Genomic DNA, 15,853 nt, shown 5'->3' on the forward strand with positions numbered 1-15,853 from the left:
GGATTCATTAAAAAATCTTAGCCAACCTTGAGAAAATAAGTCGCAAATGTTATGCTTAAAATGATTTTTTATAGAAAAGAGAGTCGGACATGCACATTATGTTTACAGTGATCGTTCGTTTAATTGTCACGATGTTTATCGGCATTATTTTGACCCCCTTGGTAAAGTTATTGTCCTATCAAGTGGGAGCTGTGGATAATCCCGGCCCGCGACGAATAAATACTAAAGTGATGCCTACAATGGGCGGCTTAGCGATTTTTTTGGCCTTTGCTTTTTCCACGATTTTTTTGTTTCAAGATTTGATTCCCCGCAGCTTTATCTTTCCGCTGCTGCTTGGCGGGTTAGCCATTGTGATTACGGGAATTATTGATGATATTTTTGAATTGAAGCCACTGCCTAAAACAATTGGCGTCGTGATTGGCGCTTGTATTGTTTATTTTATCGGCGATGTTCGGTTTGATAGCTTGAGTTTGCCGATGATTGGTTTCATTGATTTAAGTTGGATTTCCTTTCCGTTAACCATTATTTGGATTTTGGCGATTACCAATTCGCTGAATTTGATTGATGGCTTGGATGGGTTGGCCTCTGGGGTTTCGATTATTGCTTTGACGACGATAGGCATTATCGGGTATTTCTTTTTAACGGAGCCGCAGATTTTTGTCCCAATTACAATTTTTGTTTTGGTGGCATCCATTGCTGGATTTTTCCCGTATAATTTCCATCCGGCCCGGATTTATCTCGGCGATACCGGGGCGTTATTTCTCGGGTTTATGATTTCAGTTTTATCCCTACAGAATTTGAAAAATGCCACTTTAATCAGTTTGGTTACGCCGATGGTCATCATGGGAGTGCCAGTCACCGATACTGTTTTTGCGATTATCCGCCGGCATATCAACAAACAAAAAATTTCATCAGCGGATAAAATGCATTTGCATCATCGTTTATTGTCGCTGGGATTTAGCCACAAGGGTGCGGTGCTGACTATTTATGCTTTGGCACTGATTTTTTCCTTTATCGCTTTGATTCTCAGTTACAATACTTCAATTTGGGCAGTGCTTTTATTAGTTGCGGCCGTTGCTATTGGTTTAGAACTGTTTGTTGAATTAATTGGCTTAATGGGCCCAAATCGTCAGCCGTTGATGTGCTTATTTAAATTCTTCGGTGATAAGGATTATCGAACTCAGTTAAAAGAAAAATGGTTTTCAAAAAAATAATCAAGCCTTTAAAGCTATGTTAATTTCTATTGACATAGCTTTGTTTATGGAAAAGGCTATGATATAATCTTAAACTGTTGAGAGCAGAAATTTTGTTAAAAAAATAGATGAATTGAGGTTAAGGAAACGATGAAGGGAATTATTTTAGCAGGCGGTTCTGGTACGCGTTTATATCCGTTGACGAAGGCTACATCAAAGCAGTTGATGCCAGTCTATGACAAACCAATGATTTATTATCCAATGTCCGTTTTGATGTTGGCTGGAATTCGGGATGTGTTGATTATTTCAACGCCGGATGATACGCCGAGATTTGAACGGCTTTTTGGCGATGGCCATGAACTTGGCATGAATATTGAATATGCCGTGCAGGCCAGTCCTGATGGCCTGGCGCAGGCATTTATTATTGGAGAAGAATTTATCGGCGATGACAGTGTCTGCTTAATTCTCGGTGATAATATTTATTACGGCGGCGGCTTGTCTAAAATGTTGCAGCGGGCAGCTCAAAAAGAACAGGGAGCTACAGTTTTTGGGTATCATGTCAACGATCCGGAACGTTTTGGCGTGGTAGAATTCGATGCAAATATGCAGGCGTTGTCGATTGAAGAAAAACCCGAAAATCCCAAATCAAATTATGCAGTCACTGGGCTGTATTTCTATGATAATGACGTGGTTGAAATTGCTAAAAACATCGAACCTTCGCCTCGAGGAGAATTAGAAATTACCGATGTTAATAAAGAATATTTAAATCGTGGAAAATTGTCGGTTGAATTAATGGGCCGCGGCTTTGCGTGGCTGGACACGGGGACCCACGAATCATTATTAGAAGCTTCAACTTTTATTGAAACGATTGAAAAACGCCAAAATTTAAAAGTTGCCTGTTTAGAAGAAATTGCTTATCGCATGGGCTATATTACTAAAGAGCAAATGGTTGAACTGGCGCAGCCTTTAAAGAAAAACGCTTATGGTCAATACCTTTTGCGTTTGGCAAATGAGGAGTAATCATGGGAAAATTAAACGTAACAAAAACTAATTTGACAGATGTCTTAATCATTGAACCAGCAGTTTTTGGCGATCATCGTGGCTTTTTTACTGAAAGCTATTCAGAAGAAGATTTTACGAATGCTGGTATCACGACAAAATTTGTTCAAGATAATCATTCCTTGTCCTCTGAGGCAGGAGTTGTACGAGGCCTGCATTTTCAAAAAGGCCAGGCGAGTCAAACAAAATTAATTCGGGTTGTCACCGGCGCCGTGTTAGATGTGATTGTGGACATTCGAAAAGGTAGTCCGACCTATGGAAAATGGGAAGGCTACATTCTTTCTGAGAGTAACCATCGGCAATTATTAGTGCCTCGTGGCTTTGCCCACGGCTTTATGACATTAACACCAAACGTGAATTTCATGTATAAGTGTGATAATTATTATAATGCTCAAGCAGACGGCGGAATTGCTTTTGACGATCCAGAATTGGGCATTGACTGGCCGATGGATTTAGAAAAGGCCATCACCTCTGAAAAAGATAAGCATCATCCAACTTTAAAAGCTTTTGAAGCTGAAAATGATTTTGTTTATGGCGAAATTTAAGCAAGGAGAATTTTAATTTATGAAAAATATTATTGTCACGGGCGGAGCCGGCTTTATCGGTTCAAATTTTGTCCATTATGTAGTCAATCATCATCCAGAAGTCCACGTTACAGTTTTAGACAAACTAACCTATGCTGGCAACAAAGAAAATATTGCTGGCTTACCTGAAGATCGCGTTGAGTTAGTTGTCGGCGACATTGCCGATGCGCCTTTAGTGGAACAACTGGTTGCAAAAGCTGACGCAGTTGTGCATTATGCGGCTGAATCCCACAATGATAACTCATTGAAAGATCCATTTCCTTTTGTCCAAACCAATATTATCGGTACCTATACTTTAATCGAAGCTTGCCGCAAACATCAAGTGCGTTATCATCATGTTTCAACTGACGAAGTATACGGCGATTTGCCGCTAAGAGAAGATTTGCCCGGTCATGGCGATGGCCCCGGTGAAAAATTTACTGCGGAAACGCCTTATAATCCATCCAGTCCGTATTCCTCAACGAAGGCGGGTTCTGATTTATTAGTGAAGGCTTGGGTTCGTTCATTTGGTTTGGCGGCAACTATTTCAAATTGCTCAAACAATTATGGACCTTATCAACATATTGAAAAATTTATTCCCCGCCAAATTACCAATGTTCTTTCGGGGATTAAACCAAAACTTTATGGCGATGGTAAAAATGTACGGGACTGGATTCATACCAATGACCATTCGTCAGCTGTCTGGACGATTTTAACAAAGGGTAAAATCGGTGAAACTTATTTGATTGGTGCCGATGGCGAAGAAAACAATAAAGAAGTTTTAGAATTAATTTTAGAATTGATGGGTCAATCCAAAGATGCCTACGATCATGTCAAAGATCGTGCCGGGCACGATTTACGCTATGCAATTGATTCAACAAAATTAAGAGACGAGTTAGGCTGGACTCCGGAATTTACCAATTTCCGTGATGGCTTAGCCAATACAATTCAATGGTACACCGATAATCGCCAATGGTGGGAAGCTGAAAAAGCTGCCGTCGAAGCGAATTATGCGAAAAATGGACAATAATTTTTACAATTGAAAGAGGCTGTGGCACTAGTCAACAACCCCAATGAAGCTTTCATTGCTGGCGACTTTTGTTTCAGCCTCTTTTTACATCAGAAAAAAGGAGCAGATTAGATGATTTTAATTACAGGCGGCAACGGCCAATTAGGAACAGAATTGCGCCATTTATTGGATGAACAAAAGGTAGACTATATTTCAACAGATGCGGCAGAAATGGATATTACTGATGCGAAAGCGACGATGGCAAAAGTCAAAGAAGTTCAGCCAAGTTTAATCTATCATTGTGCAGCTTATACAGCCGTTGATAAGGCTGAAGATGAAGGCAAAGAACTAGATGAGCTAATCAATGTAACAGGGACTAAAAATGTTGCTGCAGCAGCCAAAGCTGTGGGAGCAACTCTCGTGTACATTTCCACAGATTATGTCTTTGATGGCACAAAAAAAGGCGGCATGTATCAAGAAAATGACGCCACCAATCCCCAAAGCGAATACGGTCGTACTAAGTTATTAGGCGAGCAAGCAGTTCAAGAAATTATGGAGGATTATTATATTGTCCGTACCTCTTGGGTCTTTGGAATTTATGGGCATAATTTTGTTTACACCATGCAAAAGTTAGCTGAAACTAGAGATACGTTAACGGTAGTCAATGACCAATACGGTCGTCCAACTTGGACTAGAACTTTAGCCGAATTTATTACCTTTTTAAATGCCAATGCTGCTCCTTTTGGCATCTATCATTTATCTAATGAAAACAGCTGCTCATGGTTTGAGTTTGCCACAGAAATTTTGAAGGATACCAATGTTAAAGTTTTGCCAGTAACCTCAGAAGAATATCCGCAAAAAGCGAAACGCCCGCAATATTCTGTGATGGATTTAAGTAAAGCCGAGGCACTAGGCTTTAAGATTCCTACTTGGCAAGAAGCTTTAGCTCAGTTTTTGGAGTTGGAGAAGGGGAAATAGGGTTCGAGTATCATATTAAAAAATATAGGAAATTTTTGGGGGATTTATGAAATTTATAAAAAATTCATTTGCAGAGTTTTTGCAAAATAAAACAATTCTTGTTTGGGGTATTATCATTTTACTTACTTGTCAGTTTGCGATTCAATATCGTGGAGCTTTATGGCCAAAATTATACATGTTGATTGTTGGAGCTGTTTTTGTAGTTGCGCTATTTTTGATTCGAGTTAAAGATCCAAAAAAAATTGCGAGGAATGGTTTTCTGATTATTGTACTATTTGGGTTATGTGATTCTTTAATCACACCAGTTCGTCAAGATCTTGATGAAAACCACCATTATTATAATGCAATGCAGCTAGCTGATGGTAAATTTAGAATTCAAAGTACAGAGATGGACTTTTTAGAAATCTCACCTGATTTTTTAACAATTTCTGGGTTTCCTAGTCGACCAGAAACCGGAGAGCCTACAAATACCAATCTTTATTATGAAGCGTTTATGTCTTTGGAACACCAGCCGTCAAATTATCAAGAAGATTTGCTTACCAAAGGAAATCTTATTAGCCCGTCTTATTATGCTAGTGGTTTAGGAATTGCTGTCGGGCGCTTATTGAGTAATAAAGTTGCTTTTTCTTACTATATGGGACGTTTTTTTAATTTGCTTTCTTTTGCATTGCTCGCTTATTTAGCAATCAAAATTTCAAAAGTATTTAAGCTACAATTATTAGTTATGGCTACTTTGCCATATGCATTATGGATTACGGCTGGCTTTAATTATGATTCGCTATATTATGGTTTAGCTTTATTAGCAGTGAGCTTGTTTACTAATATTCTGCATGAAAAAAAACTTACACCAAAATCAGTATGGCTTTATGGCTTAGTTTGTGTCGGCTTTGTCACAAATAAAGTGCCAGTATTTTTACTAATATTTCTTTTGTTGTTTTTACCAAAAAGTTATTATTCTAAGCAGTTAAATCGTCTAAAAGCTTTCTTTATTACAATTTTTTACTCAATTATTGGTGGAGCTTGGTTAGTACAAGGAATATTTTTCCGTTTATTAGGGGAGAGCTCGGCTAAGGTAGCGTTAGGTAATGATCAGTCATTGTTTTCAAGGATAGCCTATTTTGTTTCTCATCCAGCTTATACAATTGGAGTAATTCTTCGAGGTATTTCAGAATTATTTTTGAGTATCATTGGTTGGATTGGGAAACCTCAGCCCTATAATATGCCATCACAGACTCTCTGGATTATCAATGTAGGGATATTTTTATTGCTATTCATTATGATAAGTTACAATTTAAAAATTTCGCTTTCAAAAAACATGTATATAGTCACTTCAATTACAATACTGATAATAGGACTAGCTTCTATTTTTGCGATTAGTGGCGATATACGAGTGTTCGAATTAGGAGATCTTTATGTTAGTGGTGTTCAGGGAAGGTATTTTTATTTTCTATTTGGTTTCTTACCATTACTGTTGGGTCCTTTAATGAACAAAATGACAGAACAATTAGGAATATCAGTATCTGGATTGAATACTGAAGTTCGGTATACGATGATTGTAAAGATTATTCTTCTAATTACTTTTTTTAATACTTGTATGGGCATGTATGGGTTCCTATAAGATTTAATCAGCAAAAACCAAACTGCTTTCTATTATTTCAAATTAATTTGAAAAATAATAGAAAGCTTTTTTGTTCAAGTATCTTAAGTAAGTATCAATGGATTGAGAAGGTTCAAGGATCTGGGGAATTACATTTTTTCGATGAGCTGTTGATTTAAAAAATGCGATTTTTTTTATTGATATATTTAATTTGCAATCAGTCTTAAAAAAAAAATACCATTATGCTATACTTATGTTGTTAATAATTTTTTTATTTTTGAGTATCTGAATTTTTTTCTTGGGGTAGTTTTTTTAGATAGTCAAGTTGGTTTAACTTTGGGGAAAGTAATTATTATTTGTTGCACATGTGGAGTAATATTGGAGCATTTAATAATGAAATAAGAATATTTGGGGAGGATGAGGAATGAAAAAGTCGATTTACCAAGCAGGTGTAGTCTGCTTGACTGGGGTTTTGATTTTAGGCTTAGCTGAAGGAGCCCAAGCAAGTGAAATTACTGCAACAACAGCAACGACAGCGTCAAGTGAACAATTGCTGACAGAAACTAGTGAAGCTTCAACGGAGGACTCTAGCAGCAATTTAAGTGAAAATAGTAGCACTATCGAAGAAGCCACAGTAGATAGCTCGACAACAATCAATAGCAGTGAGGAAATCCAAGAAGCTTCACAGGCAGAAGAGTTTATTGCTGAACCTCAGATAACTTATCAGGCCCACGTAGAAAATATCGGCTGGCAGGCACCGGTTTTTGACGGTCAGCTTGCTGGAACAACCGGCCAAGTGCTACAAATGGAGGCTCTTAGAATTGGTTTGGAAAATTCACCATATACCGGCGTCCAAATTGAATATCGAACCCACTTAAAAAATATTGGTTGGACCAATTGGGTTAGTGATTCTGAATTAAGTGGAACTGTTGGGAAGAACGTGCCAATTGAAGCAGTGCAAATTCGCTTAGTAGGTGAGATTGCTGAGGAGTACGATGTTTATTATCGGGTTCACTCATCGAATTTTGGCTGGCTCGATTGGGCCAAAGGCGGTATTGATAACAAAGGAGCTGGCACAAGCGGTTTTGCATTAGAAGCTGAGGCAATTGAGATTCAATTAGTCAAAAAAGGCGAAGTCTTTAATCAGCCAACGACTCGACCATTTGTCGAGTTTGCAAATTCAACGATTTCCTATCAGGTTCATGGTGCTGACTACGGATGGCAAAATCCAGTTGGAAATGGTGGAGCTGCCGGAACAGTTGGCCAAGCTCGGCGGCTTGAAGCAATTAAAGTGAATGTAGCTAACCCGAATTTAACTGGGGCTGTTCAAGTCTCAGCCCATGTTCAAGAACTTGGCTGGCAAAGTTATGTTGGCGTTGATCAGGTGGCTGGAACCACTGGTCAAAGATTACGGATGGAAGCTCTAAAAATTAAACTAACCGGCGAGTTAGCTCAATATTTTGATATTTATTATCGGGGTCATGTTCAAGACAAAGGCTGGTTAGGCTGGACCAAAAACAATGGCATAATCGGCAGTATCGGTGCTGCTAAACAAATGGAAGCCATTGAAATTCGATTAGTCAAAAAAAAATCAGTGTATATTCCCGAAAGTAAATCATATTGTACGGCAGAAGATTTTATTAATTATTCCGAAATTAATCGGAATAAACTTTTAAACGTAGCTCGTAGCTATGTATCGAGTTATAAATACAGTCAAAATAATGTATTTACCTCTAAGTATAATAAGCCGCATAACGGCTGGTGTTCCTTATTCATTGAATATGCTTTTGAAAAAGCAGGCTTAGGTAGTCTCTTCTACGGTGGACAATATGAGTGGAATCCACGTATTATCTTTGCCTACCATCAAGCGAGAGGCCAAGTAGTAGCCAACCCACAACCGGGAGATATTGCATTTGTTGACTGGGCAGGACATGGCTACATCACTCATGCAGAAATAGTCGAGACAGTAGGAAACGGTAGCACAGTTGGAGTGATAACTGGAAACTGGGGCGACATGGTGACGCGAGTAAATCGTCCTAAGAGTCAGGTTGTATATTATGTAAGACCTAATTATTAAAAATTATCAAGACTGCAGCCATAGATTTACAGGGAAGATTTTCAGAGGCAGTGCCATTAGTTAAAAAAGATTTATAATTTACGAACGATATGCAGCAGGTGCTAATAATTTTGTGAATTTGTGACGAGGACCGCTTGGACCACGGAGACTAACCCATAAAGTCCGAAATTTCATCTGTCCAAAAGACTAATGGCATGGCTTCAGAGGGATTTCTTTTAATCTGTAATTTTTTTATGCGCAGTCTTTATTTATGAGGTTGTGTAATTGTGAATAAAAGAATGTATCAATTTGAGCTGATTCGAATTGTGGGTATGTTTATGATAGTTCTGCATCATGTAACTGTTCATGGTCATTATGGTGAGAATATGGGGATTTATAGCTTTAATATAGAGCTTTTTTATCCCCAAGCCTTATCAATTTTTGGAAAAGTCGGGGTAATTTTGTACACAATGGTTTCCGGTTACTTTCTAATCGAAAAACAGCCGCAATTAAAAAGACTAGGTCCGATTATCTGGCCGACTCTATTTTATCTGTCGTTAGGATTTATACTTTCAGTCAGGGGTCTCTGGAAAATGGATGCCCTTGACTTATCAACTTTTTGGGAGGTTCTTTGGAATTCCTATTATCCATTTAGTGGGTATTGGTTTGTCAATAGTTATATAGTATTGTATTTTTTTATTCCTTATATAAATCAAGTTTTGATTACTCTAGAAAAAAAAGATTTTGAGAAACTATTAGTAAAACTTCTGTTTATTCTTTCAATTTTTTTCTTATTGACGACAGACTATGCTCCGCTGGGAGGTCTAGGAAATCTTTTAATGGGATATACACTGGGAGCCTATTTGAAACGTTTCCCTCTTAAACTTAAGACTAGACAAATTTGTTTCGGGTTAATTGGCTCTATAGGTCTGACAGTTCTTTTTATTTATATAGCAGACCTGTTTCCTCCGACTAAAGTAGGATTACTTATGCGAATCATTAATTCTCCACTGATTATTGCTTATGATAACAGCTTAATGATGGTCCTAATTGGCTTTTTTGCATTTTTACTTCTGACAAGAGTGCAGATCAAAAATAGTTTTATTCAAAATACCTTATTAATTCTTGGTAACAGCATGTTTGGCGTTTATTTGCTCCACGATAATCGGGTGATTGGCGATCGAATTATGGTCTATTTAGCTCAATTCTTACAGGATACTTCTGTTGTGATTGTTCCCATAATAATTGTTTTGGCGATTGGTTTGTTTGTCTTGTGTACAGTCTTTGAATCAGTAAGACAATATTGTGCAAAAAGGTTTTTCAAAATAATCGGGCGAAAAAAATTTAGGAGTTGACTATGAAAAAATATTTAGGAATGTCCATCACGGCTCTGTTCCTGTTAGCCGGATGTCAGGAAAATAACGATACGTGGGAAGCGAATACTGCCGAGAGTGCTCAGCTACAAGCTCAAACTTCGACAGATTCACAGTATTCTCAAACGGAGGGTCTTTTGACTTATAATTATGACGACAGCCGTTCAACTTGGCTGTACCTCAATGAAGCTAATGATGTTGTAGAGGCAGAGGGAAATTATCAAACGGTCCTCGCAATGGAATCAGTGATTAGCAACGAGTTTCGCCAAGAACTACAACAATATTATGATGATGGTTATGCACTGGAGTTGGAAACTGGGGAGCCAACTGGTTTAATTCTAGCCAGAAAAGCTGAGGCTGAGACCATTGAGATTTCTGTTGGATTAAGTAATCTTGATTATGATCGAGGTAAAGAAGCTGCTGAAGAAATCTCTGCGGCAGAAAAAGCTACTGCTGAGACGCAAGTTATCACAGACAGTTCTGAAAATAGCAATCAAAAAGTTAACGATTTTGACGAGGCAGTCTCTGCGATAAAAAATGTTCTAGATTTATCTGAGGATGATTCGACGTATACTTTCTACGATTTTGGCATACAAAATGATCAACGAAATTTTTATTATGTGATGTATCGCTTAGCTGATGAGTCAGCAGAAAATTTTGCTAAGGTTTATCAAGATGACGGGGAAGTCGTTTTTGAGTAAGGAAAGCTGAAAAAAAATTATGGTAGTAATTCGTTTTTAAGAGCTAGTAGATAAAAAGTTGTGCTTAGTTTGTCGAATGACATAAGCACAACTTTTTTATTTTTACTGTTCCAACCGCACTAATTTCTTAAGCGGTGCCACGCCGAAATGATCCTCTTGGTAAAGCAAAATATTTGCACAGGCGCGGCTATCCTCTAAGGCATCATGATGATTTTCTAAAGTAATGCCTAACTCTTGGCAAACTGTGTTTAAACGGTGATTTTTCATTTCCGGAAAAAGCTTGCGGCTAGTTCTGACTGTACACAAAGAAAGATACTCAGGTCGAGTCAGCTGGTAATAATCTAAGCAGCCCGCTAAAACTTTCGTGTCAAAGCCGGCATTGTGGGCGACAATCAAACGGTCCCGTTGAAAATATTGCTGAATCGTCTGCCAGACTTCAGGAAATGTAGGCGCTTCACGAACATCTTCTGGATGGATGCCGTGAATTTGAATATTGCGGTAGAAAAATTCTGTTTCAGGTTTAATCAGTGAGTAATACTGACCGACAATCTGACTGTTTTGAACCATGACTAGAGCTAATGAGCAAGCGCTGTGGCTTTGGTAATTAGCCGTCTCGAAATCCATTGCAATAAAATTCAAAAGGATTCCTTCTTTCTTTTAAAACTAAAACGTAAGGTCAACTTCCACAGGACAGTGGTCGCTGCCAAAGATTTCACTATGAATTTTAGACTCTGTCAGCTTACTTTGCAAGTCATCAGAGACGACAAAATAATCAATCCGCCACCCTGCATTGTTTTGGCGAGCATTGAAGCGATAGCTCCACCAAGAATAAGCACCTTCTAAGTCCGGATAAAAATAGCGGAAGGTATCAGTAAAGCCAGTCGCTAATAACTCGCTGAACTTTTCCCGCTCCTGCGGTGTAAAGCCGGCATTTTTTTGATTGGTTTTCCAATTTTTTAAATCAATATTTTCATGGGCGACATTTAAATCGCCGCATAAAATCACTGGCTTATCAGCTTTTAATTTATTTAAATACTCTCTAAAGGCATCTTCCCAAGTCATTCGGTAGTCTAAGCGGCGTAATTCGTTTTGAGAATTTGGAGTATAACAAGTAATCAAATAAAAATCTGCATATTCTAAAGTGATTAGCCGGCCCTCTTGATCGTGTTCCTCAAAGCCCATGCCGTAGCGAACATTCAAAGCTGGCTCCTTGGCAAAAATCGCCGTACCAGAATAGCCCTTCTTCACCGCATAATTCCAGTACTGTGTATAGCCTGGCAAATCTAAATCAATTTGTCCTTCTTGAAGTTTGGTTTCTTGAAGACAAAAAAAGTCGGCGTCCAACTCCTCAAAGACTTCCATAAAATTTTTTTTAACCACAGCCCGCAGACCGTTGACATTCCACGAAATAAATTTCATTGCTGCTACATCCCTTCTTAAATACTTTTCTCTCTTCATTTTAGCGGAATTTATAGTAAGATGAAAGTAACTAAATTCAGGAGGACAACAAAATGAAATTTGGAGTTATTGGTCTAGGGGGCATTGCTCAAAAAGCTTATTTGCCAACCTATAGTCAAAGTAGAAACTTGGGAGAGTTTATTTTTGCGACCCGCAACCCAGAAACCCGCCAAGAAATTCAAGAAAAATATGGTTTTTTCAAAATGGTTGCAACCATCGATGAATTGCTAGCAGCGAATATAGATGCTTGCTTTATTCATGTAGCCACTAAAGCACATTATGAAGTGGCAAAAGCTTGTTTGACAAATGGTGTTCATGTTTTTATGGATAAACCAATTTCTGAGCGGGTTTATGAGGTGAAAGAGCTGCAAGAATTAGCTGCAGAAAAAAATCTGATTTTCATGACTGCTTTTAACCGTCGTTTTGCCCCAATGGTGGATCAATTAAAAAGTTTACCGGAAAAACGCATCATTCAAGTACAGAAAAATCGTGAAAATAATCAAGGAGCAGTTACTTTTGCTATTTATGATTTGTTTTCACATGTGATTGATACGGCAGTTTATCTGTTAGATGGACCGATTCAGCTGATTGACAGTCGTGTGGTGGAAAAAGCTGGCCAATTAGAATTTGTGACGGCCACCTTATCAACACCAACGAGTACAGCTTTTGTCACGATGGATTACCGTAGTGGCGCCAATACTGAAATTTTTCAGGTGACTAGCCCAGAAAAAACCTTGATTCTAGATGATTTGACCAACTTAACGATAATCGAAGGAGAAAAACGGAGCCAAAAATCCTTTGGCAATTGGGACACGACTTTATTTAAACGGGGCTTTGAACAAATGGTGACGAGCTTTATCAGTGCAGTTGACTTAGGGGATGACCGCTTTTTGCGCCAAGAAAAAGTTTTGTTAACCCATGAAATTTGCGGAGAAATTATCGCTCAGCATCAAAGACATTTACTATAGCTTAAGGCTTTCTAGACTGGCTAGAAAACTCTTTTGGAACATGCTAAAATAAGAAGGATGTTTTTAAAGAGAGGAATAAAATCGTGGAAACAATCATTATACCTAAAGAGTTAACTCATATTACAGTATTAACCAATGAACCTTTAAAAAATTATACGTTCACAAAAACGGGTGGGCCAGCTGATTTACTAGCTTTCCCCAAAAATACTTCTGAAGTAGAAGAATTAATGGCTTTTTGTCGGGATGCTCAGCTGCCGTGGCTGGTGCTAGGCAATGCCAGTAACTTAATTGTTCGTGATGGTGGCATTCGTGGGTTGGTCATTATGCTGTCTGAGATGAAGCAAATAACCGTGTCAGGCAACATTATTAGCGCTGAAGCGGGTGCAAAATTAATTGATACCACTTATGCAGCTTTAGAGCATTCCCTGACTGGCATGGAGTTTGCCTGCGGAATTCCCGGCAGCATCGGTGGCGCTGTATTTATGAATGCGGGAGCCTACGATGGTGAAATTAAAGACTGTTTTGATTCAGTCGATATTTTATTGGCAGACGGCAGCTTAAAAACGTTGACTGCCGCTGAGATGCAGTTTACTTATCGTCATAGCGTGATGCAAGAAACAGACGGCATTATTTTAACCGCTCGCTTCGCCTTAGAAAAAGGCGATTTTGCGGTAATTAAACAACGCATGGATGAATTAACCGAATTACGGCAATTAAAACAGCCTTTGGAATATCCTTCCTGCGGTTCTGTTTTTAAACGACCACCAGGACATTTTACCGGCAAGTTAATTCAAGACGCCGGCTTACAAGGTCTAAAATGGGGTGGCGCTCAAATTTCTGAAAAACATGCGGGCTTTATCGTAAATATCGATAATGCCACAGCTACAGACTATGTAGAATTAATTGCCCACATCCAAGCAGTGATTAAAGAAAAATTTGCTGTCAACTTGGAGACCGAAGTGCGGATTATTGGGGAAGAGGTTTCTGATAGCTGATTTTATTTATAAGAAAAAGGGACAAAAATCCAAACAATTTTGGATTTTTGTCCCTTTAAACATTCATTGTCCCTCTCATCTTTTAGTTAATCGAAAATAAAAAGGGCAAGAGTAGATTAAATAAAAAGAAAGCGACATAAAAAAGCATGGCCCGCGTTTTTTGCTGCCGTAGGGCCCAGTAGCCGCCAATAATTGTTAGGATATAAATCAAGACTCTGAAAATTTGGACGGCGATTAAAAAGCCGCCTAATTGATTGTTTGTGTTGAAATATGCGTAGAGAGGCAAATAGCGTAGAGCTAGAATAAAATTTGCCAAAGAAAAGACGATAGTGAGGAGGGCTGTCCATGTTGCCATTTTTTTCATTTAGATAACCAACTTTCTAAAAATTCATTTTATTATAGCAGAAAAAAATCAATTGCTGCAGCCTTTCGCTATTTATTCTTGGATTTTCTTATCGTATGATAAGGACAACGATTTAGTTTTTCATTATAAGGAGGAAAAGTTGTGACAGAATATCGAATTGAAAAAGATTCTTTAGGTCCAGTTGAAGTACCAAAGGCGGCCATGTGGGGAGCGCAAACCCAACGCAGTTTAAATAATTTTAAAATTGGCGGACAAAAAATGCCGCAGGGGCTCTTATTAAGTCTCCTGTTAGTCAAAAAAGTAGCCGCTCAAGCCAATTTTTCAATAGGAAAATTATCGGAAGAAAAAAATCAAGCTTTACAACAGGCAGCGCAGCAAATGCTGGATAAGCCTGATTTTAGTCAGTTTCCTTTAGTGGTTTGGCAAACCGGTAGCGGCACTCAAACAAATATGAACATCAATGAAGTCTTAGCTCACCTGGCCTCTACATCTGAGTTGATTATTCATCCCAATGATGATGTCAATATGTCGCAAAGCTCAAACGACGTTTTCCCAACAGCCATGCACATTGCAGCAGTCACTGAAATAACTCAAAAATTATTACCAGCAATTGAAAAAGCGGTAGTACAGTTAAAACACATTGAAAAAGAAAATCACAAGGTGATTAAAATTGGTCGTACCCATCTGCAGGATGCCACGCCAATCACCTTTGCCCAAGAAGTCAGCGGCTGGCGAACCGGTTTGGAACACAATCAAAAAATGCTGGAACAAAGTTTAAGTGAATTACGCCAACTAGCAATCGGCGGGACGGCTGTTGGGACTGGCCTTAATGCAACAGCTGAATATACTGTAGCTTTCATTGATAGTTTAAATCAGGAAACACAACAAAATTTTGTCAGCAATCCCAATAAATTTCACGCATTAGCTAGTAAAGATGCCTTTGTCTTTGCCAGCGGTGCTTTAAAAGCGTTAGCCGCAAATGGAATGAAAATGGCTAATGATATTCGCTGGCTGGCTAGCGGCCCCCGCAGCGGCTTAGGTGAGATATCGATTCCTGCCAATGAACCCGGCAGCTCGATTATGCCTGGGAAGATAAATCCCACGCAAGCAGAGGCTTTGACAATGGTCTGTGTTCAAGTAATGGGCAACGATACTGCCATCGGGATTGCAGCTTCTCAAGGAAATTTTGAATTGAATGTCTTCATGCCAGTGATTATCTATAATTTTTTAGAAAGCGTCGAGCTATTAACAGACGCTTTGGATTCTTTTGTTGATCACTGCCTGATTGGGCTAAAAGTCAACCAAGCAAAAATGACAGAATTATTAGAACAATCATTAATGCTTGTCACGGCTTTAAATTCTCATATTGGCTATGACAAAGGGGCTGAAATTGCCAAGAAAGCATTTGCTGAAGGTACAACTCTTAAAGAGGCTGCACTGGCTTTAGGCTATGTAAGTGCAACCGATTATGACGCTTGGGTTCGACCAGAAAAGATGGTTAGAGAATAAAAGAATTAGAGAGGCCAGTATTTTTTCCAG

Annotated in this window: 15 protein-coding genes; 12 read left to right on the top strand and 3 right to left on the bottom strand. The window is 38.6% G+C overall.

All coding sequences use genetic code 11. The features are described from left to right. The first annotated feature begins 89 nt into the window (after positions 1-89). From ORH16_RS09730 to ORH16_RS09770, 9 genes are all read left to right on the top strand, one after another. Positions 90-1,214 (top strand): MraY family glycosyltransferase, encoded by a 1,125-nt coding sequence (locus ORH16_RS09730; RefSeq protein WP_265458402.1) that lies wholly within the window; start codon positions 90-92, stop codon positions 1,212-1,214. Positions 1,215-1,343: 129 nt separating this feature from the next. Further along, positions 1,344-2,213, top strand: a complete 870-nt coding sequence (gene rfbA / locus ORH16_RS09735) for a glucose-1-phosphate thymidylyltransferase RfbA (RefSeq protein ID WP_265458404.1) — start codon at positions 1,344-1,346, stop codon at positions 2,211-2,213. A gap of 2 nt (positions 2,214-2,215) precedes the next feature. After that, positions 2,216-2,797, top strand: coding sequence for a dTDP-4-dehydrorhamnose 3,5-epimerase (rfbC, locus tag ORH16_RS09740; RefSeq protein ID WP_265458406.1), 582 nt, complete (start codon positions 2,216-2,218; stop codon positions 2,795-2,797). A 19-nt stretch (positions 2,798-2,816) separates the two neighbouring features. Next, the gene (gene rfbB / locus ORH16_RS09745; protein ID WP_265458407.1) at positions 2,817-3,845 is read left to right on the top strand and encodes a dTDP-glucose 4,6-dehydratase; all 1,029 of its coding nucleotides are present in this window, start codon (positions 2,817-2,819) and stop codon (positions 3,843-3,845) included. Between the two features lie 111 nt (positions 3,846-3,956). Further along, positions 3,957-4,802 carry a dTDP-4-dehydrorhamnose reductase gene (gene rfbD / locus ORH16_RS09750; protein ID WP_265458409.1) on the top strand — a complete coding sequence of 282 codons (846 nt, stop codon included), beginning with the start codon at positions 3,957-3,959 and terminating at the stop codon, positions 4,800-4,802. A gap of 46 nt (positions 4,803-4,848) precedes the next feature. After that, complete coding sequence (locus ORH16_RS09755) at positions 4,849-6,420, top strand: DUF2142 domain-containing protein (protein WP_265458410.1); 1,572 nt, start codon at positions 4,849-4,851, stop codon at positions 6,418-6,420. Between the two features lie 403 nt (positions 6,421-6,823). Further along, positions 6,824-8,476: a CHAP domain-containing protein gene (locus ORH16_RS09760; RefSeq protein ID WP_265458412.1), complete on the top strand. Its 1,653-nt coding sequence runs from the start codon at positions 6,824-6,826 to the stop codon at positions 8,474-8,476. A 266-nt stretch (positions 8,477-8,742) separates the two neighbouring features. Further along, the gene (locus tag ORH16_RS09765; protein WP_265458414.1) at positions 8,743-9,810 is read left to right on the top strand and encodes an acyltransferase family protein; all 1,068 of its coding nucleotides are present in this window, start codon (positions 8,743-8,745) and stop codon (positions 9,808-9,810) included. Positions 9,811-9,812: 2 nt separating this feature from the next. Continuing rightward, positions 9,813-10,529: a hypothetical protein gene (locus ORH16_RS09770; RefSeq protein ID WP_265458415.1), complete on the top strand. Its 717-nt coding sequence runs from the start codon at positions 9,813-9,815 to the stop codon at positions 10,527-10,529. 102 nt (positions 10,530-10,631) lie between these two features. Here the strand turns inward: ORH16_RS09770 and ORH16_RS09775 are convergent, their stop codons facing one another. Both ORH16_RS09775 and ORH16_RS09780 read right to left on the bottom strand, forming a co-directional pair. Continuing rightward, a complete protein-coding gene (locus ORH16_RS09775; protein ID WP_265458417.1) occupies positions 10,632-11,168 on the bottom strand; it encodes a 3'-5' exonuclease in 537 nt (178 codons plus the stop codon). A 24-nt stretch (positions 11,169-11,192) separates the two neighbouring features. Further along, complete coding sequence (locus ORH16_RS09780) at positions 11,193-11,948, bottom strand: exodeoxyribonuclease III (RefSeq protein WP_265458419.1); 756 nt, start codon at positions 11,946-11,948, stop codon at positions 11,193-11,195. A 92-nt stretch (positions 11,949-12,040) separates the two neighbouring features. Between ORH16_RS09780 and ORH16_RS09785 the strand changes: the two genes are divergently transcribed. Next, positions 12,041-12,955 carry a Gfo/Idh/MocA family protein gene (locus tag ORH16_RS09785; RefSeq protein ID WP_265458421.1) on the top strand — a complete coding sequence of 305 codons (915 nt, stop codon included), beginning with the start codon at positions 12,041-12,043 and terminating at the stop codon, positions 12,953-12,955. Positions 12,956-13,038: 83 nt separating this feature from the next. Further along, complete coding sequence (gene murB, locus ORH16_RS09790; RefSeq protein WP_265458423.1) at positions 13,039-13,950, top strand: UDP-N-acetylmuramate dehydrogenase; 912 nt, start codon at positions 13,039-13,041, stop codon at positions 13,948-13,950. 82 nt (positions 13,951-14,032) lie between these two features. Here the strand turns inward: murB and ORH16_RS09795 are convergent, their stop codons facing one another. Continuing rightward, the gene (locus ORH16_RS09795) at positions 14,033-14,314 is read right to left on the bottom strand and encodes a hypothetical protein (RefSeq protein ID WP_265458425.1); all 282 of its coding nucleotides are present in this window, start codon (positions 14,312-14,314) and stop codon (positions 14,033-14,035) included. A 141-nt stretch (positions 14,315-14,455) separates the two neighbouring features. Here ORH16_RS09795 and fumC point away from each other — a divergent pair, with 141 nt between their 5' ends. After that, positions 14,456-15,823, top strand: a complete 1,368-nt coding sequence (fumC, locus tag ORH16_RS09800) for a class II fumarate hydratase (RefSeq protein WP_265458427.1) — start codon at positions 14,456-14,458, stop codon at positions 15,821-15,823. Positions 15,824-15,853: the final 30 nt, after the last annotated feature.

Origin of the sequence: Enterococcus sp. HY326 (assembly GCF_026157065.1) — a bacterium.
Classification (GTDB): Bacteria; Bacillota; Bacilli; order Lactobacillales; family Enterococcaceae; genus HY326.

Bases quoted from the DNA above. Each gene is read 5' to 3' on its own strand.
- ORH16_RS09730 (WP_265458402.1), top strand. From the start codon at position 90: ATGCACATTATGTTTACAGTGATCGTTCGTTTAATTGTCACGATGTTT.
- rfbA (WP_265458404.1), top strand. From the start codon at position 1,344: ATGAAGGGAATTATTTTAGCAGGCGGTTCTGGTACGCGTTTATATCCG.
- rfbC (WP_265458406.1), top strand. From the start codon at position 2,216: ATGGGAAAATTAAACGTAACAAAAACTAATTTGACAGATGTCTTAATC.
- rfbB (WP_265458407.1), top strand. From the start codon at position 2,817: ATGAAAAATATTATTGTCACGGGCGGAGCCGGCTTTATCGGTTCAAAT.
- rfbD (WP_265458409.1), top strand. From the start codon at position 3,957: ATGATTTTAATTACAGGCGGCAACGGCCAATTAGGAACAGAATTGCGC.
- ORH16_RS09755 (WP_265458410.1), top strand. From the start codon at position 4,849: ATGAAATTTATAAAAAATTCATTTGCAGAGTTTTTGCAAAATAAAACA.
- ORH16_RS09760 (WP_265458412.1), top strand. From the start codon at position 6,824: ATGAAAAAGTCGATTTACCAAGCAGGTGTAGTCTGCTTGACTGGGGTT.
- ORH16_RS09770 (WP_265458415.1), top strand. From the start codon at position 9,813: ATGAAAAAATATTTAGGAATGTCCATCACGGCTCTGTTCCTGTTAGCC.
- ORH16_RS09780 (WP_265458419.1), bottom strand. From the start codon at position 11,948: ATGAAATTTATTTCGTGGAATGTCAACGGTCTGCGGGCTGTGGTTAAA.
- ORH16_RS09785 (WP_265458421.1), top strand. From the start codon at position 12,041: ATGAAATTTGGAGTTATTGGTCTAGGGGGCATTGCTCAAAAAGCTTAT.
- ORH16_RS09795 (WP_265458425.1), bottom strand. From the start codon at position 14,314: ATGAAAAAAATGGCAACATGGACAGCCCTCCTCACTATCGTCTTTTCT.